This window comes from Candidatus Marithrix sp. Canyon 246 (genome assembly GCF_001723685.1).
Taxonomy (GTDB): Bacteria; Pseudomonadota; Gammaproteobacteria; order Beggiatoales; family Beggiatoaceae; genus Marithrix.
In genome coordinates, this window is the sequence record NZ_MCBX01000006.1 from 1 (window position 1) to 20,523 (window position 20,523).

Annotated in this window: 25 protein-coding genes; all 25 read left to right on the forward strand. The window is 33.9% G+C overall.

What is annotated here, in order from left to right; translation table 11 throughout:
• Positions 1-284 (forward strand): MarR family EPS-associated transcriptional regulator (locus BHU68_RS05425; RefSeq protein ID WP_069473696.1); only part of this gene is annotated, 284 nt, incomplete at its 5' end.
• Between the two features lie 203 nt (positions 285-487).
• Entirely contained in the window at positions 488-1,483 is a 996-nt protein-coding gene (gene pseB, locus BHU68_RS05430) for a UDP-N-acetylglucosamine 4,6-dehydratase (inverting) (RefSeq protein ID WP_069473697.1), read from the forward strand.
• Positions 1,480-2,601: a UDP-4-amino-4,6-dideoxy-N-acetyl-beta-L-altrosamine transaminase gene (gene pseC / locus BHU68_RS05435; RefSeq protein WP_069473698.1), complete on the forward strand. Its 1,122-nt coding sequence runs from the start codon at positions 1,480-1,482 to the stop codon at positions 2,599-2,601. Before pseB ends, pseC begins: the two co-directional genes overlap by 4 nt.
• Positions 2,598-3,296: a pseudaminic acid cytidylyltransferase gene (gene pseF, locus BHU68_RS05440; RefSeq protein WP_069473699.1), complete on the forward strand. Its 699-nt coding sequence runs from the start codon at positions 2,598-2,600 to the stop codon at positions 3,294-3,296. The genes pseC and pseF overlap by 4 nt, the downstream gene beginning before the upstream one ends.
• A gap of 166 nt (positions 3,297-3,462) precedes the next feature.
• Positions 3,463-3,600 (forward strand): hypothetical protein, encoded by a 138-nt coding sequence (locus BHU68_RS16285; RefSeq protein ID WP_253182184.1) that lies wholly within the window; start codon positions 3,463-3,465, stop codon positions 3,598-3,600.
• A 225-nt stretch (positions 3,601-3,825) separates the two neighbouring features.
• Positions 3,826-4,110, forward strand: a complete 285-nt coding sequence (locus BHU68_RS05445) for a UPF0175 family protein (RefSeq protein WP_069473700.1) — start codon at positions 3,826-3,828, stop codon at positions 4,108-4,110.
• A complete protein-coding gene (locus tag BHU68_RS05450) occupies positions 4,107-4,586 on the forward strand; it encodes a DUF3368 domain-containing protein (protein ID WP_069473701.1) in 480 nt (159 codons plus the stop codon). The genes BHU68_RS05445 and BHU68_RS05450 overlap by 4 nt, the downstream gene beginning before the upstream one ends.
• 5 nt (positions 4,587-4,591) lie before the next feature.
• A complete protein-coding gene (gene pseG, locus BHU68_RS05455; RefSeq protein WP_069473702.1) occupies positions 4,592-6,088 on the forward strand; it encodes a UDP-2,4-diacetamido-2,4,6-trideoxy-beta-L-altropyranose hydrolase in 1,497 nt (498 codons plus the stop codon).
• Between the two features lie 17 nt (positions 6,089-6,105).
• The gene (locus BHU68_RS05460) at positions 6,106-6,690 is read left to right on the forward strand and encodes a formyltransferase family protein (protein WP_083235042.1); all 585 of its coding nucleotides are present in this window, start codon (positions 6,106-6,108) and stop codon (positions 6,688-6,690) included.
• Between the two features lie 23 nt (positions 6,691-6,713).
• A complete protein-coding gene (locus BHU68_RS05465) occupies positions 6,714-6,971 on the forward strand; it encodes an acyl carrier protein (RefSeq protein WP_069473704.1) in 258 nt (85 codons plus the stop codon).
• 5 nt (positions 6,972-6,976) lie between these two features.
• Positions 6,977-8,368: an AMP-binding protein gene (locus BHU68_RS05470; RefSeq protein ID WP_069473705.1), complete on the forward strand. Its 1,392-nt coding sequence runs from the start codon at positions 6,977-6,979 to the stop codon at positions 8,366-8,368.
• Between the two features lie 2 nt (positions 8,369-8,370).
• A complete protein-coding gene (locus BHU68_RS05475; protein WP_216115501.1) occupies positions 8,371-9,108 on the forward strand; it encodes an SDR family NAD(P)-dependent oxidoreductase in 738 nt (245 codons plus the stop codon).
• Positions 9,109-9,139: 31 nt separating this feature from the next.
• Positions 9,140-10,186: a pseudaminic acid synthase gene (gene pseI / locus BHU68_RS05480; RefSeq protein WP_069473706.1), complete on the forward strand. Its 1,047-nt coding sequence runs from the start codon at positions 9,140-9,142 to the stop codon at positions 10,184-10,186.
• Positions 10,187-10,208: 22 nt separating this feature from the next.
• A complete protein-coding gene (locus BHU68_RS05485) occupies positions 10,209-11,039 on the forward strand; it encodes a GNAT family N-acetyltransferase (RefSeq protein ID WP_069473707.1) in 831 nt (276 codons plus the stop codon).
• A gap of 98 nt (positions 11,040-11,137) precedes the next feature.
• Positions 11,138-11,701 (forward strand): hypothetical protein, encoded by a 564-nt coding sequence (locus tag BHU68_RS05490; RefSeq protein ID WP_216115502.1) that lies wholly within the window; start codon positions 11,138-11,140, stop codon positions 11,699-11,701.
• A gap of 13 nt (positions 11,702-11,714) precedes the next feature.
• A complete protein-coding gene (locus BHU68_RS05495) occupies positions 11,715-11,918 on the forward strand; it encodes a type II toxin-antitoxin system VapB family antitoxin (RefSeq protein WP_069473709.1) in 204 nt (67 codons plus the stop codon).
• The gene (gene vapC, locus BHU68_RS05500) at positions 11,905-12,300 is read left to right on the forward strand and encodes a type II toxin-antitoxin system VapC family toxin (RefSeq protein ID WP_069473710.1); all 396 of its coding nucleotides are present in this window, start codon (positions 11,905-11,907) and stop codon (positions 12,298-12,300) included. The genes BHU68_RS05495 and vapC overlap by 14 nt, the downstream gene beginning before the upstream one ends.
• Positions 12,301-12,304: 4 nt before the next feature.
• Positions 12,305-12,994, forward strand: coding sequence for a PIG-L deacetylase family protein (locus tag BHU68_RS05505; RefSeq protein ID WP_069473711.1), 690 nt, complete (start codon positions 12,305-12,307; stop codon positions 12,992-12,994).
• The gene (pseI, locus tag BHU68_RS05510) at positions 12,991-14,034 is read left to right on the forward strand and encodes a pseudaminic acid synthase (RefSeq protein ID WP_069473712.1); all 1,044 of its coding nucleotides are present in this window, start codon (positions 12,991-12,993) and stop codon (positions 14,032-14,034) included. The genes BHU68_RS05505 and pseI (BHU68_RS05510) overlap by 4 nt, the downstream gene beginning before the upstream one ends.
• On the forward strand, positions 14,035-15,297 hold the full coding sequence (locus tag BHU68_RS05515) for a lipid II flippase MurJ (protein ID WP_069473713.1): 1,263 nt from the start codon (positions 14,035-14,037) through the stop codon (positions 15,295-15,297).
• On the forward strand, positions 15,284-16,678 hold the full coding sequence (locus tag BHU68_RS05520) for a capsular polysaccharide export protein, LipB/KpsS family (RefSeq protein WP_069473714.1): 1,395 nt from the start codon (positions 15,284-15,286) through the stop codon (positions 16,676-16,678). Before BHU68_RS05515 ends, BHU68_RS05520 begins: the two co-directional genes overlap by 14 nt.
• 6 nt (positions 16,679-16,684) lie before the next feature.
• On the forward strand, positions 16,685-17,959 hold the full coding sequence (locus BHU68_RS05525) for an O-antigen ligase family protein (protein ID WP_069473715.1): 1,275 nt from the start codon (positions 16,685-16,687) through the stop codon (positions 17,957-17,959).
• A complete protein-coding gene (locus BHU68_RS05530; RefSeq protein WP_069473716.1) occupies positions 17,937-18,716 on the forward strand; it encodes a class I SAM-dependent methyltransferase in 780 nt (259 codons plus the stop codon). Before BHU68_RS05525 ends, BHU68_RS05530 begins: the two co-directional genes overlap by 23 nt.
• Positions 18,709-19,809: a glycosyltransferase family 4 protein gene (locus BHU68_RS05535; RefSeq protein ID WP_069473717.1), complete on the forward strand. Its 1,101-nt coding sequence runs from the start codon at positions 18,709-18,711 to the stop codon at positions 19,807-19,809. Before BHU68_RS05530 ends, BHU68_RS05535 begins: the two co-directional genes overlap by 8 nt.
• A complete protein-coding gene (locus tag BHU68_RS05540; RefSeq protein WP_069473718.1) occupies positions 19,806-20,510 on the forward strand; it encodes a methyltransferase domain-containing protein in 705 nt (234 codons plus the stop codon). The genes BHU68_RS05535 and BHU68_RS05540 overlap by 4 nt, the downstream gene beginning before the upstream one ends.
• Positions 20,511-20,523: the final 13 nt, after the last annotated feature.

Consider the following 20,523-nt stretch of genomic DNA (forward strand, 5'->3'; position numbering starts at 1 on the left):
CCTCTGAGCTAGAAATCAGTTTAGGCAAAGCCAATTATTGTTTAAAAGCTTTGATTGATAAAGGTTATTTAAAAATTAAAAAATTTAATAGTAGTAAACGTAAGGCATTATATATTTATCATTTAACACCTAAAGGTATTCAAGCTAAAGCTAATCTTACTGTACAATTTTTAAAATCTAAAATGGTAGAATATGATCAAATTAAAAAGGATATTAAAGAATTAGATCAAGAAGTTCAGCGGTTGCAAGAATTGGGACAGTTAAGTACAACTAATGTTAAATAACAACATGTCATTCCGACGTAAGCAGGAACTGTCATTCCGACGTAAGGAGGAATCTTAATAGTATCCAAGATTCCTCCTTACGTCGGAATGACAAAATAAAAAAAGTCCAAGGCATGAACAAATATTGTGATACAATACCAACATTAAGTACAATAAATACTCAGGAGTTCAAAGCGAAGCTTTGTTATTAATCAAAATAACTAATGTTTAACAATAAATCAATCTTAATAACCGGTGGCACAGGCTCTTTCGGCAAAAACTTTATCGCCACCTTATTTAAAAAATATAAGCCTAAACGTGTTGCAGTCTATTCAAGAGATGAATTGAAGCAATTTGAAATGCAGCAAACTTTTAATGCTCCTGAAATGCGTTACTTTATTGGTGATGTTAGGGATGCTGAACGTTTAAAAATGGCTATGCGTAATGTGGATTATGTGATTCATGCTGCCGCACTTAAGCAAGTGCCTGCGGCTGAATATAATCCAATGGAGTGTATTAAAACCAATATTCATGGTGCAGAAAATGTCATTCAGGCTGCTTTAGCCAATGATGTCGAAAAAGTCATTGCCCTTTCTACTGACAAAGCCGCTAATCCTATTAATTTATATGGTGCTACTAAACTGGCTTCTGATAAATTATTTGTAGCCGCTAATAATATTGCTGGTGGACATAAAACCCGTTTTGCGGTAGTACGCTATGGTAATGTAGTCGGATCACGCGGTTCAGTGGTACCGTTTTTTAAAAAACTTATTGCTGATGGAGCTAATGAGTTACCCATTACTGATCCCAGAATGACTCGTTTTTGGATTACTTTGGAAGATGGTATAGAGTTTGTGCTGAAGGATTTTCAGCGGATGCAAGGAGGAGAAATATTTGTACCTAAAATTCCTTCTATGCGTATTACTGATTTAGCAGAATCATTAACACCTGACATGCCTACTAAAATTATCGGTATACGTCCGGGTGAAAAATTACACGAAATTATGTGTCCGGCTGATGATTCCCATCTAACTTTGGAATTTGATGATCATTATGTCATCAGACCATCTATCATTTTTTCTTATAAAGTTAATTATGAAATTAACCCATTAGGTGAAACCGGTGTTCCCGTCGAACAAGGTTTTGAATATAATTCTGGTAATAATCCGCATTTTTTAACTGTAGAAGAGCTAAAACCATTAAATCATCAAGAAGTATGATTCCTTACGGTCGTCAAGATATTTCCCAAACAGATATTGATGCTGTTGTTGAAGTACTCCGCTCAGATTGGATTACTCAAGGACCTACAATTGCCCGTTTTGAACAGGCAGTGGCAAATTATTGTGGTAGCCAATATGCTGTTGCTGTTTGTAATGCTACTGCTGCTTTACATTTAGCTTGTCGTGCTATTGGCTTAGGGGTTGGAGATAGGCTTTGGACTTCACCTAATACTTTTGTAGCTTCTGCCAATTGCGGCTTATATTGTGGTGCTGAAGTTGACTTTGTCGATATTGATCCACAAACCTATAATATCAGTATAGATGCCTTACGCGCTAAACTGGAACAGGCTGAAAAAGTTGGAAAATTACCCAAGGTTTTAATACCAGTTCATTTTGCTGGGCAATCCTGTGAAATGGCAACAATTGCTGAGTTGGCTAAACAATATGGCTTTTATGTGATAGAAGATGCTTCACATGCTATAGGTGGTGAATATAAAGGTAAAAAAATTGGTAATTGTAGCTATTCAGACATGACAGTGTTTAGTTTCCATCCTGTTAAAATCATTACTACGGGTGAGGGTGGAATGGTAGTTACCAATAATCCAGAACTGTTTGAAAAAGTATCTTTACTGCGTACTCATGGCATTACTCGTACACCAAGCCAAGGTGCATGGTATTATCAACAAGTTGAGTTAGGGTATAATTATCGGATAACAGACATTCAAGCGGCATTAGGCTTAAGCCAGATGCAGCGGCTTGATAGTTTTATTAATCAGCGGCATGAATTGGTTCAGACTTATAATGACAGCTTAAAAGATTTACCCTTACAATTACCTTGGCAACATCCTGATAGTTATTCAGCATGGCATCTTTATGTAATTCGTTTGAATAAACGTAGTCAAGTCTTTGATAGTTTAAGAGAAGCTGGGATTGGAGTTAATGTGCATTATATTCCAGTGCATACACAACCTTATTATCAAGAAATGGGTTTTAAGATTGGTGATTTTCCAGAAGCTGAGAAATATTATGATCAAGTCATAAGTCTTCCAATTTATCCGTTATTAACTGAAACAGAACAACAAAAAGTCATCACATTTTTAAAAAAGGCATTATTGTGAAATTAGCAATTATTCCAGCACGAGGTGGTAGTAAACGCATTCCACATAAAAATATTCGTCCATTTGCTGGCAAACCTATTATTGCTTATTCAATACAAGCGGCTTTAGAATGCAAGTTATTTGATAAAGTCATTGTTTCCACCGATGATGAAAAGATTGCCAATGTTGCCCGTCAGTTTGGTGCAGAAACGCCTTTTTTACGTCCAACTAATTTGGCTGATGATTATACAGGTACAAATGCCGTTGTTAAACATGCTATTTCTTGGTTTATAGAACAAGGCGAAGAAGTGCAGTATGCTTGCTGCATTTATGCAACCGCACCATTTTTACAAACGCGCTATTTACAGCAAGGTTTTGAAAAATTAAACCACTCAGATAAAGCCTTTGCTTTTTCGGTAACAACATTTGCTTTTCCGATACAACGCGCAATTAAAATTAAAACAGATGGCACTGTTGAAGCATTTTTTCCAGAAAATACTGAAAAGCGTTCTCAAGACTTGGAAGAAGGCTATCATGATGCTGGACAATTTTATTGGGGAAAAGCAGAGTCTTTTTTGCAAGACATTGAAATGTTTTCTGAATCATCATTACCAGTGGTATTACCACGCTATTTGGTACAAGATATAGATACTTTAGAAGATTGGACACGGGCAGAGTTAATGTATCAGGCTTATTTAAATGATGTTAGGTACTAGAACTTCAATAAATATCGTCATTTGTCATTTCGACGATAGGAGAAATCTTTAGCATGAATAAGATTTCTCCTGTCGTCGGGATGACAAACAAAAAGGAAAATTAAATCTTGCCGAATATTACAATCCTACTCCGGTAAGCATTCCTTATCGTGGGCATCAAGACAGGTTGTTTAAACGTGACTTTGCCGGTGAAATAATTGAGAAATATCCAGATTTACAGCTAGTAGATTATGGCTTTGTTTATCATGGTGATGCAAATTTTCCTCAAGATGATACTACATGGTTTTTGCTGGAAAAACGCTAATTACTTACTATTTTGTCATTTCGATCCCGACAATAGGAGGGAACTTGAGAAATCTTGATGCTACTAAGATTAAGATTTCTCGCGTTGTTCGGAATGACAAGTTGTTCGGAATGACAATAACACTAGTAACCCAACATTTATGATAGACTATGTCAGCTATAGAATTTGAAACAGTGTAAACAGCTGCAATTCTTTAACCAATTACCCTAAAATAATGGTGAAAAAATGACAACTGTAGTATTACCTAATATAGAGGTAGATCATTCAATATTATTGAGTTTAAAGGAAACAAAAGAAGCTTTTACTAAGGATATGAAGTTTTATACATCTGTGATGTTGTATAAAAAGAATAAACTATCTCTTGGGAAGGCAGCCAACTTAGCTGATATGGATAAACTTGATTTTATAAATAGGTTAAAAGAGGAAAAAATCGCAATCTTTGATTATAATGATGAACAGTTGCAAGATATTTTTAATGGAGCTGACAGGATATTAAAAATAATAAAATGATTGTTGTATCAAACACAACCCCTATAATATCTTTATCTTCAATTAATCAAATTGAATTGTTGAAAAAATTATTTGGGAACGTGTATATTCCCCAAGCAGTATATGATGAAATAAAAAGTAAAACTTCATTTGGTTATAATGAAATTGATCAAGATTTTTTTAAAGTAGAGAAAATAAAAGATAGGTTAGCTGTAAATATTTTGCTTAATGATTTAGATTTAGGTGAGGCTGAAACCATTGTATTATCTAAAGAATTAGAAGCATCTATTATTTTAATTGATGAAAATATTGGATATGAGATTGCTAAATCTCAAAATTTAAATGTAGAAAGAACTTTATCATTACTTATTGCTGCTAAACAAAAAGGTTATATTTTGCAGGTAAAACCATTACTTGATGAAATGATTAATAAAAACAGATGGATTAGTAAAAAAATATACCGCAAAGTGCTAATGTTTTGTGATGAATTAGATTAAAAAACATGGAAATTCTAATCCGAACCGACGCATCCGAACAAATAGGCAGTGGTCATGTCATGCGTTGCCTAAGCCTAGCCAATGAATTAAGGCAAAAAGCGCGTGTATCTTTTATTTGCCAAGAGTTACCGGGCAATATGTGCGATTATATAGAACAACAAGGCTATCCAGTTCATAGCAATGCCATTTTAGCCGCTGAGAATAAATTGATAGATTGGCTTATTGTTGATCATTATTCCATAGACGCGCAGTGGGAAACAACTATGCGTCCCTATGTTAGAAAAATCATGGTAATTGATGATATGGCTAATCGAAAACATGATTGTGATTTGCTACTTGATCAAAATCTTTATGTGGATATGGAAAGCCGCTATCATGATTTAGTGCCACAGCATTGTAAACAATTGCTCGGTCCAAAATACGCATTATTGAGACCTGAATTTTTATCAGCACGTCAAACATTAAGAAAACGAGATGGCAGTATCAAGCGGATATTGATATTTCTGGGTGGCAGTGATCCAACAAATGAAACCACGAAAGCATTAGACGCGATAAAATTATTAAATTACCCTGATATTGCAGTGGATGTTGTTGTTGGTGCAAGTAATCCTCATAAGGAACAGATTAAACAGTTATGTGCCTCTTTGCCTAATAGCAGTTATTATTGTCAAGTCTCTAATATGGCAGAATTAATGGTTAAAGCAGATTTAGCGATTGGGGCTGGAGGAAGTACCAATTGGGAACGCTGTTGTTTGGGTTTACCAAGTTTAGTGATAACAATTGCAGAAAATCAAGAAGAATTAACTCAGACATTACATGAACAAACTTATCTTTGTTGGCTAGGAACAAAGGAAAAGGTTTCTGCTGAAACTATTTGGCAAAATTTATCTGATATTTTGAATGAACCAGAACGAGTATTATCCTTTATTGAAAGGGGAAAACAATTGGTTGATGGAAATGGAACGAAAAGAGTCAGTTCAATAATTGAAGAAACTCATATTTCTGAAGAATATAGATTGCGTAAGGCAACAGCTGAAGACTTATTAACTTATTATCATTGGGCAAATGATGAAGCAGTACGAAAAAATTCGTTTTCTCCAGAACCTATTGATTTAGAAACCCACAAATGTTGGTTTCAACAAAAGCTAAATAATCCTGATACATTGTTATATATTTTAGAAAAAAATGAAAATCCAGTTGGACAAATTCGTTTTGATGTAGAAGAAAAAATTGCACATATTGATTATTCAATTGATTCAAAATTTCGCCGTTTGGGACTTGGTAAACAGATATTACAACTTGGGATTAAAAAAAAATTATTGGATGAGTCAAGAGAAGTTTATTTTCAAGCTGTAGTAAAAACTGAAAATTTTGTTTCTAATCAAATATTTCAAAAAATAGGTTTTAATAAAGTGGCGGCAAAACAAACAAACAAACAAAGCAAGAACCCAGCCACAACCACTTATCAATTGAAATTATCTCCGATAAACAAAGCTGGATAAACAATTATTTACCCTCAATGATCGCGCAATTAGTAGAACTGGGGCATAAAGTGGCATGGAAGCATGAAGTCAAAGAAATAGATTCTGGAGACTTGGCATTTTTTCTTAGTTGTGGACAAATAGCCACTCCGAAAATTTTAAAAAAACACCACCACAATCTGGTAGTACATGAAAGCAATTTACCAGAAGGAAAAGGTTGGTCTCCATTAACATGGCAGATATTAGAAGGAAAAAATGAAATACCAATCTGCTTATTTGAAGCACAAGAAACAGTTGATAGTGGAAAAATTTATATTAAAGACACTTTAAAATTTAAAGGAGCTGAATTGGTAGATGAATTACGTCATGTACAAGCCATGATGACTATTGAAATGTGTCTCAAGTTTGTTAGGGAATATCCCGAAATCGTATTAAAAGGACAAAAACAAGAAGGTAAATCAAGCTATTATAAAAGAAGAAAGCCGCAAGATAGTCAACTTGATATGGATAAAACTATACGTGAGCAATTTAATTTATTAAGGGTGGTGGATAATGAAAAGTATCCGGCTTTTTTTGAGGTTGATGGTGAAAGGTTTATTTTTAAAATAGAAAAAAAAGCATAATTATTTGTGGAGATATTAATTTAATGAAACTACGTAAAATTATTACTGACTTATTCATGGAAAGCCTAGAAGCAAGAAATCAAAACTTAAAGAAAGAATTAACGGATGAAACCGTACTTTTAGAAAGTGGTCTTGATTCTTTAGGTTTTGCCATATTAGTGGCGCAATTGGAAGACAAATTAAACTATGACCCTTTTACTTTAATGGAAGAACCTGTATATCCTCGCACATTTGGGGACTTTGTCGCTGTTTATGAAAAATATAAAGATCATGCACGTTAAAAAATATGTTAGCCAATACTATTTACTCACTTGAACCACAACACAAATTATGGCATATTTCTGCTTCACGTATTATTTGTGCTGGTGAACTGACAAACTTTTTATTTGATTCATATAGTTACATCATAAAGTATCAGTCACAAAAAATTGCATTGTCAGTAAAAGACATGAAAACCCTTGCTTTGTTACTTGTTATGTTTGATGGTGTCTGTGAACAAATACTTTTATTACCACAAGGATTGTCAGAAGATCAAATTAAAAGTTTCTTTAAATTATCAGGAACAAAAATTTTCTTTAGTGATCAAGAAATTACTTTTGATACAAATGATGTAGGCAGTGTGATTTTTAATCCAGATATTTTTGGTAGTAAAAAAGAATCTAAAAAAGATTCTTCTGTTTCTCCTTATATAAACTTTACTGCCCATGATACTAATTGGATTATTCCAACTTCAGGAACTACTGGCACTCCTAAATTGGTTTCTCATAATTTAAACTCATTAACTAAAACCATTAATAGGGATATTAATAAAGGCAAACTCTATAACTGGGGATTACTATATGACTTGACTCGTTTTGCTGGATTACAGGTATTTTTGCAAAGTTTAATGGGAGGCTCTTTATTAATATTTACAGAGCCACTTGAAACCCTAGAAAAACGAATTTCCGTACTAGTGAAAGCTAAATGTTCTGCTTTATCCGCAACACCAACAATGTGGCGTAAAATCTTAATGTCTGAAAATGCAAAACAACTTGCTCTTAAACAAATTACACTTGGTGGTGAAATTGCAGACAATCAAATTTTATTAGCCTTAAAAGCAACATATCCCAAAGCGCGTCTCATTCATATTTACGCTTCAACAGAAGCTGGTGTTGGTTTTGTAGTCAATGACGGATTTGAAGGTTTTCCAGTTTCTTATCTTAATAATCCACCCAAAGGTATTGAACTAGTTGTGAACCAGCAAGGTTTTTTATTACTTCGTTCTAAACAAACCACACAACAATATCTTGATAAAGATCAAATTTTAAAAGAGAACGATGGATTTATAAATACTGGAGATTTAGTTAAAAAAGTAGGAGAGCGTTTTATTTTCTTAGGACGTGCTAATGGTGCCATTAATGTGGGTGGTAATAAAGTACAGCCTGAAGAAGTTGAAGAAGTGATACGATCTTATGAAGGTGTTAAGTTCGTATCTATTGGTGCTCGCAAAAATCCCATCACTGGTTCATTAGTTGAAGCCAAAATTGTAATTGATAAGAATATTAAAGATTCAACTGACTTTAAAAAATCTCTTAGGGAACACTGCCGACAATATCTTGAGCCTTATAAAATTCCCGGTATTATTAAGATCGTTGATGATATAGAAATTAATGCTATGGGTAAATTGCAAAGAAAATAATTATGATGAATAAAAATGTACTAGTAACAGGGGCTACTCGTGGTTTGGGTTTAGCTATTACTCGTCGTTTACAAATTGAGGGGTATCATGTCATTGCAACGGGAAGGAAACAAACCTCAGAATTAAAAGAATTAATTTTAAATAATGACAATGTTTCTGGAAAGGTAATATTTCATCCATTTGATTTGTCTAAGCTAAATGAAATTCATGAGTTCGTGAAATTTATAACAAAAGAGAACGGAGGGTTTTATGGCTTAATCAACAATGCGGCTTTAGGTTATGATGGTGTTTTAGCAACTATGCATGACTCACAAATTGCTGAAATTGTTAATGTTAATACTTTATCAGTTATTTTATTGACTAAATATCTGTGTCGTTCAATGTTGATTAATGGAAAAGGACGCATTATCAATATATCCTCTATTATAGGCTCAACAGGCTTTAATGGTTTATCTGTTTATGGCGCAACTAAATCAGCATTATTAGGTTTTACTAAATCATTATCTAGGGAACTCGGTAAAGCGAATATAACAGTTAACTCAATTGCGCCGGGTTATATGGAAACTGACATGACAAATTTACTTCAGGGTGACAAGTTGCTTGCGATTAAACGCCGAAGTCCAATGGGTAAATTAGTTGGTGTGGATGATGTGGCTGGCAGTGTTGTTTTTTTATTAGGTAAGGATGCTGCTATGATTACAGGAACAACGATTACCGTTGATGGTGGTAGTACCGCTTAGATACGATTTGTGTATAACTATGATAGAATCTATGAAAAATATAAAAATTGCGGACAAATTAATTGGTGTAGATCATAAGCCTTTTATAATAGCTGAAATGTCAGCAAATCATAATCAATCTTTGGAACGGGCACTAAAAATAGTTGATGAGGCTGCAAAATGTGGTGTTGATGCTGTAAAAATACAAACAGCTACTCCTGACGGTTTAACGCTTAATATTAATGAAGGAGAATTTGTTGTCAATGACGGAGGATTATGGAATAAAAATTCTTTGTATGAACTATACACTAAAGCTCACACGCCTTGGGAATGGCATGAACCCATTTTTAAAAGATGTCAAGAACATGGGATTATAGGTTTCAGTTCACCATTTGAATTGGAAGCTGTTGACTTTTTAGAAAGCTTAGATGTACCTTTGTACAAAATCGCTTCCTTTGAAATGGTGGATTTTCATCTTATTCGTAAAGTGGCAGCTACTGGGAAGCCAATGATTATTTCCACCGGCATGGCAACGGCTGCAGAGATTGATGAGACTGTTCATATAGCTCATGATGCCGGATGCAAAAATATTATTCTCCTAAAGTGTACAAGTACTTATCCAGCCACACCTAAAGACAGTAATGTTATTACGATTTCTCATATGAGAGAAATGACCCAATGTCAAGTTGGTTTATCAGATCATACTATGGGAATAGGGGCGGCGGTTGCAGCGGTTGCCTTTGGAGCAACTGTGATTGAAAAACATTTTACCTTAAAACGTGCTGATGGTGGTGTTGATTCGGCGTTTTCTTTAGAACCTAATGAATTAAAATCACTTGTCATTGAAACTGAAAGGGCATTTCATGCACTTGGAAAAGTAACCTATGGTAGTGTTAAATCAGAACAAAAATCTAAGTTATTTCGACGTTCTTTATATATTGTTCAAGATATGAAGGTAGGAGATGTGCTAACAAAAGAAAATTTGCGAATTATTCGTCCCGGTTTTGGATTATATCCCAAATATTATGATGTTTTATTAGGTAAAAAAGTATCAAAAAATATAAAATGTGGAACTCCGACCAATTGGGATATGATATAACTTTCAGAGAAATTAAACAATAATGATTTCAACCAAAATAGCCCAACCAGAAGACGCACAAAACATAGTTTCCCTCTTTACAGAAGAAAATAATGATTATCAATGGAATATAAAAAAATGGGAACACTATTATAAGTCTTATACAGAAGGAACACCCATTTCAATAGTGGCAGAAAAAAATAACCAAATTATTGGTCATTATGGCATACTGCCTATACAAATAGCCGATTATAAAGCTATGTTAGGATTACATGCCTATGTATCTAAGGAATATAGAGGGTTTGAAGTTATTTCAAAATTAATGTCTTTCACTTATGACTATTGTCAACAAGATAATATTGATATTGTTTGTGCATTTGCAAATGAAAACATGACATTGATTCAGTCTAAATTATTTAAGTGGAATCATATCGGCAACTTAATATTTTCAGACACTGACACTTTTGATAACAGAATATTAAAAAACAGACCTTTTCAATTTAATTATTCTAATGAATGGTACAAATGGCGTTTTGGTGTTGATACTGATGTTTATTTAAGTGAATATTCCAGCTTTGATAATCCGATTATTCAACTACTCAAATCAAATCAGGATTATTTTCAAGCTAAAGATTTTGATTTATCAAAATTTCAATTTTGGGATCCAAATCAATACTCAAGCGGAGCAGAAACGAAATTATATCAACCATTTTCAATAAAAATTTTGAATTCTAAAGTATCCAATTCCATTTTAGATATTAATCATTGGAAAATAGATATGGGTGATTCTGACACTTTTGTTTATTCTCCCTATCAAACAAAAACTAGGTATAATAAGATGAACCCCAAGCAAGCAGCAAAAGACGCGCCATAATCGCCTCTAGTCGCAACTGGCACCCAAAATTACAAAAACAAGTAGCAAATCGTATTAAAAGTGATATAATCTTTATTGGAGATAAACAAGATTTAACTGTGGAAAATTTAGAAACAATCGGAGCAAAGACGATTTTTTTTCCACATTGGTCATACATTATCCCAGCAGAAATCTATGAAAACTATGAATGTGTTATATTTCACATGACAGACTTGCCATTTGGACGCGGAGGTAGCCCCTTACAAAATTTGATTGAACGCGGTATTTATGAAACTAAAATTTCGGCTTTACGTTGTGTCAAAGAACTGGATGCTGGACCTATTTATATGAAAAGACCATTATCTCTATATGGCACTGCTCAAGAAATTTACATGCGTGCCAATCAAATTATTGAAGATATGATAGTATCTATAATACTAGAACAACCGCAACCACAAGCTCAACAAGGTGAAGCAGTTATATTTAAGCGGCGTAAACAAAGTGAAAGTAATATAAAATCATTAAAAACATTAGGAAAAGTACATGACTATATTCGTATGTTAGACGCTGAAGGCTATCCAAAAGCCTTTATAGAAACAGAACATTTAAAATTTGAATTTAGCCGCGTGTCTCGAAAATTAGATCATTTATTGGCAGACGTGGTGATTAAAACATTAAATTAACTGGTGATAAATCATGAATGCTCAATTAATTTTAGAAGATAAATTAATAAATCAAGCCATGCGTATAACTGGTAAAAATACCCCTCAAGAAGTAGTAACTTTTGCCTTGAAAAAATTACTATTTCAAAAAGATAGTTTAAGTCAAGCTTTTGGTAAATATCCTTGGGAAGGTGATCTTGACGCTATGAGAAGTGATATAAAACATGTTAGTAGTTGATAGTTCAGTATGGATAGATTATTTTAATGGTAAAGAAACGCCTCAAACATTATTTTTACGGGATGACGCGCCACGAGATCAGATATTAGTTGGTGATCTAATCTTATGCGAAGTATTACAAGGATTTAAACATCAAAAACATTTTGAAAATGCGAAAAAATTACTTTTCAGTTTTGCTTATCAAGATATGGCGGGTAGTAAAATTGCCTTAAAATCGGCTGAAAATTATCGGCAATTACGTTCTCGTGGTGTTACCATACGTAAAACCATTGATGTTATCATTGCAACTTTTTGCATTCAAAATGAACATCAATTACTCCATTCAGATCGTGATTTTGATGCCATAGAAACCAATCTTCCATTACAAGTTTACCATCCTTGAATGAATGAAAAATAAAATAGCAATAATAGCCGCCCACCCCGATGACGAAATCCTCGGCTGCGGAGCCACAATGGCAAAACATATTCAGGCTGGAGACGAAGTTTCTGTCTTAATCATGGCAGAAGGCATTACCAGCCGTGATCAGCAACGTAATCGTAACGCTCGTTCAGAAGAACTGTCAGAACTAGCTGAAACAGCAATAGCGGCAAATAAAATTTTAGGCGTAACATCAGTAACATTAAAAAATTTTCCTGATAATCGCATGGACTCTATTGACAGATTAGATATTATAAAAACTATAGAAAACTTTATTGAAAAACAACAACCAGATATAATTTATACCCATTATAATAACGATTTAAATATAGATCATAGGCGTATTAATGAGGCAGTTGTTACCGCATGTCGTCCACAACCCGGTTCAACTGTTAAAAGCTTATTATTTTTTGAAGTAGCATCAAGTACTGAATGGCAAATACCCAATACTTTTTCACCCAATTGGTTTGTTGATGTATCAGAAACTTTAAACTTAAAACTAAAAGCCTTAGAAGCTTACCAATCTGAAATGCGCCCATACCCTCATGCGCGTTCTATTCAAGCTGTTGAACATTTGGCACGCTGGCGTGGTGCAAGTGTTGGCGTTGAAGCGGCAGAGGGATTTGTGTTGGGAAGGACATTAATTAACAAAATATGAAAAATACAACACTAAAAATAGGCAAACAGCACCCACCTTTCATAATAGCGGAAATGTCAGGCAATCATAATCAATCCTTAGAACGCGCTCTAAATATTGTAGAAGCAGCGGCTAAAGCGGGTGCCCATGCCTTAAAACTTCAAACATATACCGCAGATACCATGACATTAGACTTAGATGAAGGCGAATTTTTCATCTCAGATTCTGACAGTCTATGGCAAGGGCAATCACTGTATAAATTATATCAAGAAGCCTATACGCCTTGGGAATGGCATGAGCCAATTTTCAAACGTTGCCAAGAATTAGGTATGATTGGTTTTAGTAGCCCCTTTGATGAAACCGCAGTGGATTTTCTAGAAACATTAAATGTACCCTGTTACAAAATAGCCTCATTTGAAAACACAGATTTACCGCTAATACGTAAAGTTGCCGCTACTGGAAAACCCATGATTATTTCAACGGGTATGGCAACAGTGGCAGAATTAGATGAAACAGTACGTGAAGCAAAAAAAGCCGGATGTAAAGACTTAATTCTGTTAAAATGCACCAGCACATATCCAGCCACCCCTGAAAATACTAATATTTTAACCATACCGCATATGCGAGAACTATTTAAATGTGAAGTAGGCTTATCAGATCATACAATGGGTATTGGTGTAGGCGTTGCCAGTGTAGCATTAGGAGCAACTGTCATTGAAAAACATTTCACCTTAAGCCGTGCAGATGGCGGAGTAGATTCTGCATTCTCAATGGAACCAGAAGAAATGCAAGCACTTGTGGTAGAAACACAACGCGCATGGCAAGCTTTGGGAGAAATAAAATATGGAACTACAGAAGTAGAAACCAAATCAAAGGTATTTAGACGCTCACTTTATATTGGTGAAGATATGAAGGCAGGAGATGTGTTGACGGAAAAAAATCTTAGGATAATTCGTCCGGGGATGGGGTTGTCGCCTAAATATTATGATATTTTATTGGGGAAAAAGGTTAATCGGCATGTTAAGAAAGGTGTGCCAGTTTCTTGGGGATTGTTAGGGTAAATGTCTCAATCATCAAAACAAGTTCAACCAAAATACAACATAGGTGGTGTCTTTCTACGTTTAATCAGCATTGGTGGTAAGTTTTTACTGGTAATGTTCATTGCCAAGTACATGACACTTGAAGAACTGGGTATATATGGACTGTTTGTCGTTACCAGCAATCTTGTCATGTATGTGTTGGGATTTGAATTTTATGGATATGCGACTCGTGAACTAATTAAACATGACGCTTCGTCACGCTCTCAAATTGTATGGAATCAAGGGCTTTTTCATAGTGTTGCCTATCTCATTATCATGCCGCTTATTATCAGTGTCTTTTGGTTAAATGTGCTACCTTGGACTTTAGTTGTATGGTTTTATCTAGTATTAGTTGGTACGCACATTAGTCAAGAATTGACACGAATTTTAATAGCAGTGTCTCGCCCACTTGCAGCTTATGTTGTTGCAGCAGGAACACATGGTTTTTGGGTATTTCCAGTGGTTTTGTTAATGGTGATTGAACCCAATTTTAGAACATTGAATTTTATTTTAGGTACTTGGGCAATAGCTGGGTTATTGTCTTCAGTGGCAGGGATTTTTTATCTTAAAAAGATTGGATTGTTAGAATTTAAAGCGGTTAGTACAGATTGGTCGTGGGTTATTAAAGGATTGAAAATTTGTTGGATTTTTTTTATAATTTCTTTGTGTTATCAGGTTATTGCACTATCAGATAGATATTTCATTCAATTTTTTTTAGGGGAAGCCTCTGTAGGTGTTTATACTTTTTTTGTCAGTATTGCCCGTGTGCTACAAGATATTATTTCTACGGGTATTACAGCGGTACTTTTTCCATTGCTTGTTGCTAGTTATCACAACGCAGATGTTGAAAGTTGGCGTTTGCATATTAAGCAAATGACTCGTGATGTCACGATAGCAACGGTTTTATTATTTCCACTTTTTATTATTGGTATTTATATATTATTACCTCTATTAGGGAAAGAACAGTTTTATCAGGAATTAACAAGTTACATAATATTATTAGTTTCTTCTGCCATTTTAAACTTGGCATTAATTCCTCATTATATTCTTTATGCCAGAAGGGCAGATTTACCGCTTTTGTATGCAACATTAAGTGGTGCTATTTTAAATGTGATACTAAACTGTATATTAGTACCATTCTACGGTATCATGGGTGCTGCGATTGCTACTAGCATTTCGTTTGCTTTTATGGCAATGTTAAAATTAATTTATTCATTTAAATATAATCTTTATGAACTCAAGTAATTCATCAACATCTATCTTGTTTATTTTGCCTGATTGCCCCGGATTTTTTGTTGAATTAGCGTATAAAATAGCTAAACAGTTAAAACAAGAAGAAATAGAGTGTATATTTGCTGTAACAAGCCCTTATTACAAAAAGTTTAAAAAGGTTCCATTAGAACAAGTGGGTACAGTTCATTATTTTTCTGAGTTTTTGCAATCCTCTTTCAGTTCTGATGATTTAAAAAATGTAGAATTAGATTACTGGCTTGTTTATCCAACATTTGTTCGTCAACGCTATTTTTTGGGAAAACATGCTAATCAATGGGATACTTATCGTAAAACTGTGTTGTTTTATCGTTATTTATTTGAAAAGTATCGAACATTGAAATTAGTATGGAGTGAACCCCCATCTTGTGCTTTTATATGTGTTGGTTATTCCGAATCTAAAAAACGTCAATTGCCATTTTTGGGATATCAAGTTGCACGTGTTCCCGGATTTTTTAATATTGGAATTAATTTACAAATCACAAAAATGTTAAAAAATCCAACACCGCCAAGCTACATAGTAAAAGCTGAGGATACACCTGATTATCAAAAAGTTCCTCAAAGTTCGTTAGCCAAAACCTCTGCTTGGTATTTTTTTAAAGGAAGTGGGAAAAAACTATGGCAGGCTATTCAAAGTGATTTGTTTCAAACTTCTTTGGAAACAGGTACAAGTATTGCGAAATGGCAAATTAAAAGTTATTGGAAAATCTTTTCAAGAAAATTTTATTATGACTATCTGACTATATTTACCTCAGTTTTTAATCACCTTCACACACCATTATCTGAGGATATTAATTTCTTATTTCCACTTCATTATCGCCCTGAAGCTTCAACTTCTGTTCTAGCTCCTTTTTATGAAGATGATTTAGAAACTATTAAGAATATTGCTTTTTCTTTACCTCATGGAGCTTATCTTTATGTGAAGGAACATTCAGGGGCAGTTGGCAATAGAAGTCTTTCGTTTTATAAAGAAATTTTAACTTATCCTAATGTGCGATTAATGGATATTGATTTTCCAGTTAAAGAAAATTGGCATCTTTTGAATGGCATAGTTACATTAACGAGTACGATGGGATTTGAGGCAAGTCAGCAAGGTGTTCCAGTTTTACTATTAGGTAGAGTTTTTTATGAAAATTATCCCGGAGTAAGACGAATACAAAGTTGGGAACAACTCCGTCAAGAATTAGCATCAGTTGCTAAATTAGAACGCGGAAAACCAACAAATGAGCCTATGGAACGTTATTTAGAAGTTTGTTTTCAAGGGAGTTTTAATTATATGGCTGATGAGGTACTTGAGGTTGATAATATTGAAAAGCTTATTCTGCCGATTAAAGCTCAATTAAATCATCAAAATTAAGTCATTATGTTAAGTATTTCAAAAGAAAAACTTGCCGAAATTTTACTTTTTATATTACTACTTCTGGTGTTTATTGATGTAGAACCTTTTCATATCTATAAATACTCAATGATGGAAAGTAGTGAAGGTAATATTAAAAGGCAAATTGCATATTTGTTAGTTTGTTTACCATCCATATTAATTGCTTTTATATATTCCAATCGTTTTAGATTGCAATTTAAAAAAGAACTAATCATTTTATTTTTATTATTATGGTGTTTTCTTAGTATAGCATGGTCTGATGCTCCATCTATTTCTTTTAGAAGATTAGTTGCAACAATATTAATTGTTTACGCAATAATGTCGTTATTGGCTATGGTAACAAACCAAGAAAATTTATTGAAAATACTTTTATTGACATCTGGAATAACTATTTTTATAAACTGCATTGGAATTATTTTTTTACCGAAGTTGTCTATTATTCAAAGCGGTTCCCAAAGTGGATTATGGAAAGGTCTTCATGAGGGAAAAAATATAGCAGGAAATGTTAGTGCAATATTTACGATTATGTGGTTTTGGGCTGGCTTAATTTTCCCTAAATGGAAAAAATATTTTTGGCTTATTAGCTTATTATGTGTTGTATTTTTATTTAATACTGCATCAAAAACACCTATTATCGTTTTATTTTTATCATTCATTATTACTTATTCTTTGTGGAAGGGAGTAAGAAATATAATCAATTTTTCTTTTTTATTGTGGTTTGTCGCAACAATTTCGATTATTGGTATAGCTATCCTTTCTTTTGTATCATTTGATGAAATTATTTTATTTGTTTTTAACGATCCAAGATATGTAGGATTTACTGGTAGAACAGATGTATGGGCATACTTGATAGAGAATATTATACAACATCCACTCTTGGGAGTAGGTTATGAAGCATTTTGGACAGTTGGAGAAAATTCACGTTCTCTCGGAATTAGTGTTGCTTGGGCACAAGAAACAATTCATGGTCATCAAGGTTATTTAGATATATTAACAACAATAGGCATACCCGGATTTATTTTACTTATTTTATTTATGTTTTCAGCATTTAATAAAATTTTTGTTTTTAGAAAAGCAAAAATTTTACCCGTATTTATGTTTTATAATATCTTGATTTTCGGCTTAATATATAATTTAACCGAAAGTACCCTATTACATAAATACCATTTTATGTGGGTACTCATGTTAATAAGTATTTTTCAACTACGTATAAATTACATACAAAGAAAAACACCCTATGAACACCCCAACCCAAGCTAACCTAGATTATTACAACAACTTATATGGCCATCGCAACCCCTTACTACACTGGTTTCATGGTCGTATTTCTTTTGATCAACAATCTAAAACCAAGCTGAATCGTATGCTATTAATACCAATTATAAAAAAACTGATAAAAAATCAAGATAGTGTTCGAGTACTGGATTATGGCTGTGGTTGGGGTACATTTCTTTTAAGTTTACCACGTAAAAATATTCAGGCTTACGGTTTTGATATAGTTGAAAACACAATTAAGACGCTTGAAAAAACAATGCGAATGCGTGGGCGAAAATTACATCGTATTGAATTAAATAAAGGTAATGAAATTAATCCTCAAGGATTTGATGTAATTTTGTGTTCTCATGTATTGGAACATGTGGAATCTGATTTAGCATTATTACAATCTTTTAAAGCGGCATTGCGTTCTGGAGGTTATTTACTGATTAATGTACCGATTAATGAAGTTTGGGACGATCCAAAACATGTAAGACATTATGATGCAAAAATATTAGCTGAAAAAATGAATCAAATTGGAATGAATGTAATAACAAGTACAGAAGAAGATCGTTGGACAGGTTTTCTGTTGCAACATGAAACAACTGGCAATTTAGGACGTTTAACTGCGATTAGTTTGAGAGCTTTTCGTGCCTTACTTGCCGTTATGCCTTTATTTTTAGTTCGGTGGAGTGAAAAGCTGTTGTTAAAGTCAACTCCGACTCAACAATTATTGATGTTGGCAAGTAAAGCAGATGATTAAAGTTTTAGTCGTTGGACAAACACCACCACCCGTTCATGGTCAAGCAGTAATGATTCAAAAATTGCTTGAAGGACAATTCAAATATATCAAGCTATATCATGTTAACATGGCTTTTTCTGCTGATATAGATGAAGTTGGACGTTTTAGTTTTGGTAAAATATTTCACTTGTTATCTGTGATTATCCGTATTATTTGGATGCGGTTTCGTCATGGCATTGATGTGCTTTATTATCCGCCTGCTGGGCCAAATAAAGTGCCTATGTATCGGGATTTTGCTATTTTAATTTTAACCCGCTGGCTTTTTTCGCGTACAGTTTTTCACTTTCATGCGGGTGGATTATCGGAGTTAGTTGCAACATTATCGTTGCCAGAACGCTGGTTAGCGCGTTTAGCTTATTATCATGCCGATTGTGCAATTCGTCTAGCTACCTTAAATCCAGAAGATGGCAAACAATTGCAAGCTAAGCAAGATATTGTTATTCCTTATGGTTTAGAGGATAATTATATTACGGGTCATCATAAACAAAACCAAATACCAAAAATTCTTTTTGTTGCAGTACTTTCCCCGTCAAAAGGGGTCAATATTTTATTGGATGCTTGTAAACTATTAAAAGATGATGGTTTCCAGTTTACATTAGAATTAATGGGGCGGTTTCATTCAGTAGAATTTGAGAAATCTGTGAAGAAAAAAGTTGTATCATTTGGGTTATCTTCATACGTCACATTCTTGGGCGTTAAAACTGGGAATGATAAGTGGCAAGCTTTTAGTAAAACAGATATATTCTGTTTTCCGTCATTTTATGAAGCAGAAACATTTGGTTTAGTGGTACTTGAAGCTATGCAATTTGAATTACCAGTAGTGACAACGTGCTGGAGAGGCATTCCATCCTTAGTACATGATGGTGAAACGGGCTATTTAGTTGCTATTAAAGACGCTGAAGCCGTTGCTGCTAAATTACGCTTATTACTGGAAAATGAAAATAAAAGAAAGATGATGGGTAAACGAGGACGGGAAATTTATTTACAAGAATTCACCCTTGAAGAATGGTATAAACGAATGGAACAAGCATTTTTAGATGTGACAAAAAAATGAAAAAAAACCTAGCCCAACGAATACACAACTACGACAACCCCCGCTCTATCGGCTCAAGATTTAGAGCTAAACGCATCGCGCCACTCCGAGAAATGATTAACAAAGCCTATCAACAACATGGCAAAGTTTCAATCATTGACGTTGGCGGCACAAAAACCTATTGGAATTTGATTGGCGATAAAATTTTATCTGAAAAAAATGTCACAATCACTGTAATAAATTTAGCTGGCACACTTTATGAAGGGGGGGGTGAAAACAATGATAAATCATTTACTTATATTGAAGCAGATGGTTGTGACTTATCTCAGTTTGAAGATAAAAGTTTTCATATAGTCCATTCAAATTCAGTAATAGAACATGTTGGTTCTTGGGAACGAATGGTGACATTTGCTGAAGAAATTCGCCGAGTTGGACAAAATTATTTTGTACAAGCCCCTTATTTTTGGTTTCCGATTGAGCCACATTTTATGGTGCCGTTTATTCATTGGTTTTCTGAACAAATACGAGTTAGTTTAGTGATGAAATACTCAATGGGTGAATACAAAAAAACTGAGAATTTAGATGAAGCGGTGAATTTAGTGAAACATATTCATTTGCCAGATAAAAAAATGTTTAGTCGCCTTTTCTCTGATGCAGAAATAAAACAGGAAAAAGTCTTTTTGTTTACTAAATCGTTGATTGCAATAAAAGATAGGCTGTAAATGTCATATCTAA

What these genes read in the sequence shown, in the direction of transcription:
- BHU68_RS05535 (WP_069473717.1), top strand. Translation starts at nt 18,709, where the DNA reads ATGATTAAAGTTTTAGTCGTTGGACAAACACCACCACCCGTTCATGGT.
- BHU68_RS05505 (WP_069473711.1), top strand. Translation starts at nt 12,305, where the DNA reads ATGAAAAATAAAATAGCAATAATAGCCGCCCACCCCGATGACGAAATC.
- BHU68_RS05520 (WP_069473714.1), top strand. Translation starts at nt 15,284, where the DNA reads ATGAACTCAAGTAATTCATCAACATCTATCTTGTTTATTTTGCCTGAT.
- BHU68_RS05445 (WP_069473700.1), top strand. Translation starts at nt 3,826, where the DNA reads ATGACAACTGTAGTATTACCTAATATAGAGGTAGATCATTCAATATTA.
- BHU68_RS05470 (WP_069473705.1), top strand. Translation starts at nt 6,977, where the DNA reads ATGTTAGCCAATACTATTTACTCACTTGAACCACAACACAAATTATGG.
- BHU68_RS05530 (WP_069473716.1), top strand. Translation starts at nt 17,937, where the DNA reads ATGAACACCCCAACCCAAGCTAACCTAGATTATTACAACAACTTATAT.
- BHU68_RS05460 (WP_083235042.1), top strand. Translation starts at nt 6,106, where the DNA reads ATGATCGCGCAATTAGTAGAACTGGGGCATAAAGTGGCATGGAAGCAT.
- BHU68_RS05515 (WP_069473713.1), top strand. Translation starts at nt 14,035, where the DNA reads ATGTCTCAATCATCAAAACAAGTTCAACCAAAATACAACATAGGTGGT.
- pseI (WP_069473712.1), top strand. Translation starts at nt 12,991, where the DNA reads ATGAAAAATACAACACTAAAAATAGGCAAACAGCACCCACCTTTCATA.
- vapC (WP_069473710.1), top strand. Translation starts at nt 11,905, where the DNA reads ATGTTAGTAGTTGATAGTTCAGTATGGATAGATTATTTTAATGGTAAA.
- BHU68_RS05485 (WP_069473707.1), top strand. Translation starts at nt 10,209, where the DNA reads ATGATTTCAACCAAAATAGCCCAACCAGAAGACGCACAAAACATAGTT.
- BHU68_RS05495 (WP_069473709.1), top strand. Translation starts at nt 11,715, where the DNA reads ATGAATGCTCAATTAATTTTAGAAGATAAATTAATAAATCAAGCCATG.
- pseI (WP_069473706.1), top strand. Translation starts at nt 9,140, where the DNA reads ATGAAAAATATAAAAATTGCGGACAAATTAATTGGTGTAGATCATAAG.
- pseG (WP_069473702.1), top strand. Translation starts at nt 4,592, where the DNA reads ATGGAAATTCTAATCCGAACCGACGCATCCGAACAAATAGGCAGTGGT.
- BHU68_RS05465 (WP_069473704.1), top strand. Translation starts at nt 6,714, where the DNA reads ATGAAACTACGTAAAATTATTACTGACTTATTCATGGAAAGCCTAGAA.
- BHU68_RS05540 (WP_069473718.1), top strand. Translation starts at nt 19,806, where the DNA reads ATGAAAAAAAACCTAGCCCAACGAATACACAACTACGACAACCCCCGC.
- pseB (WP_069473697.1), top strand. Translation starts at nt 488, where the DNA reads ATGTTTAACAATAAATCAATCTTAATAACCGGTGGCACAGGCTCTTTC.
- BHU68_RS05525 (WP_069473715.1), top strand. Translation starts at nt 16,685, where the DNA reads ATGTTAAGTATTTCAAAAGAAAAACTTGCCGAAATTTTACTTTTTATA.
- BHU68_RS05475 (WP_216115501.1), top strand. Translation starts at nt 8,371, where the DNA reads ATGATGAATAAAAATGTACTAGTAACAGGGGCTACTCGTGGTTTGGGT.
- pseC (WP_069473698.1), top strand. Translation starts at nt 1,480, where the DNA reads ATGATTCCTTACGGTCGTCAAGATATTTCCCAAACAGATATTGATGCT.
- BHU68_RS05450 (WP_069473701.1), top strand. Translation starts at nt 4,107, where the DNA reads ATGATTGTTGTATCAAACACAACCCCTATAATATCTTTATCTTCAATT.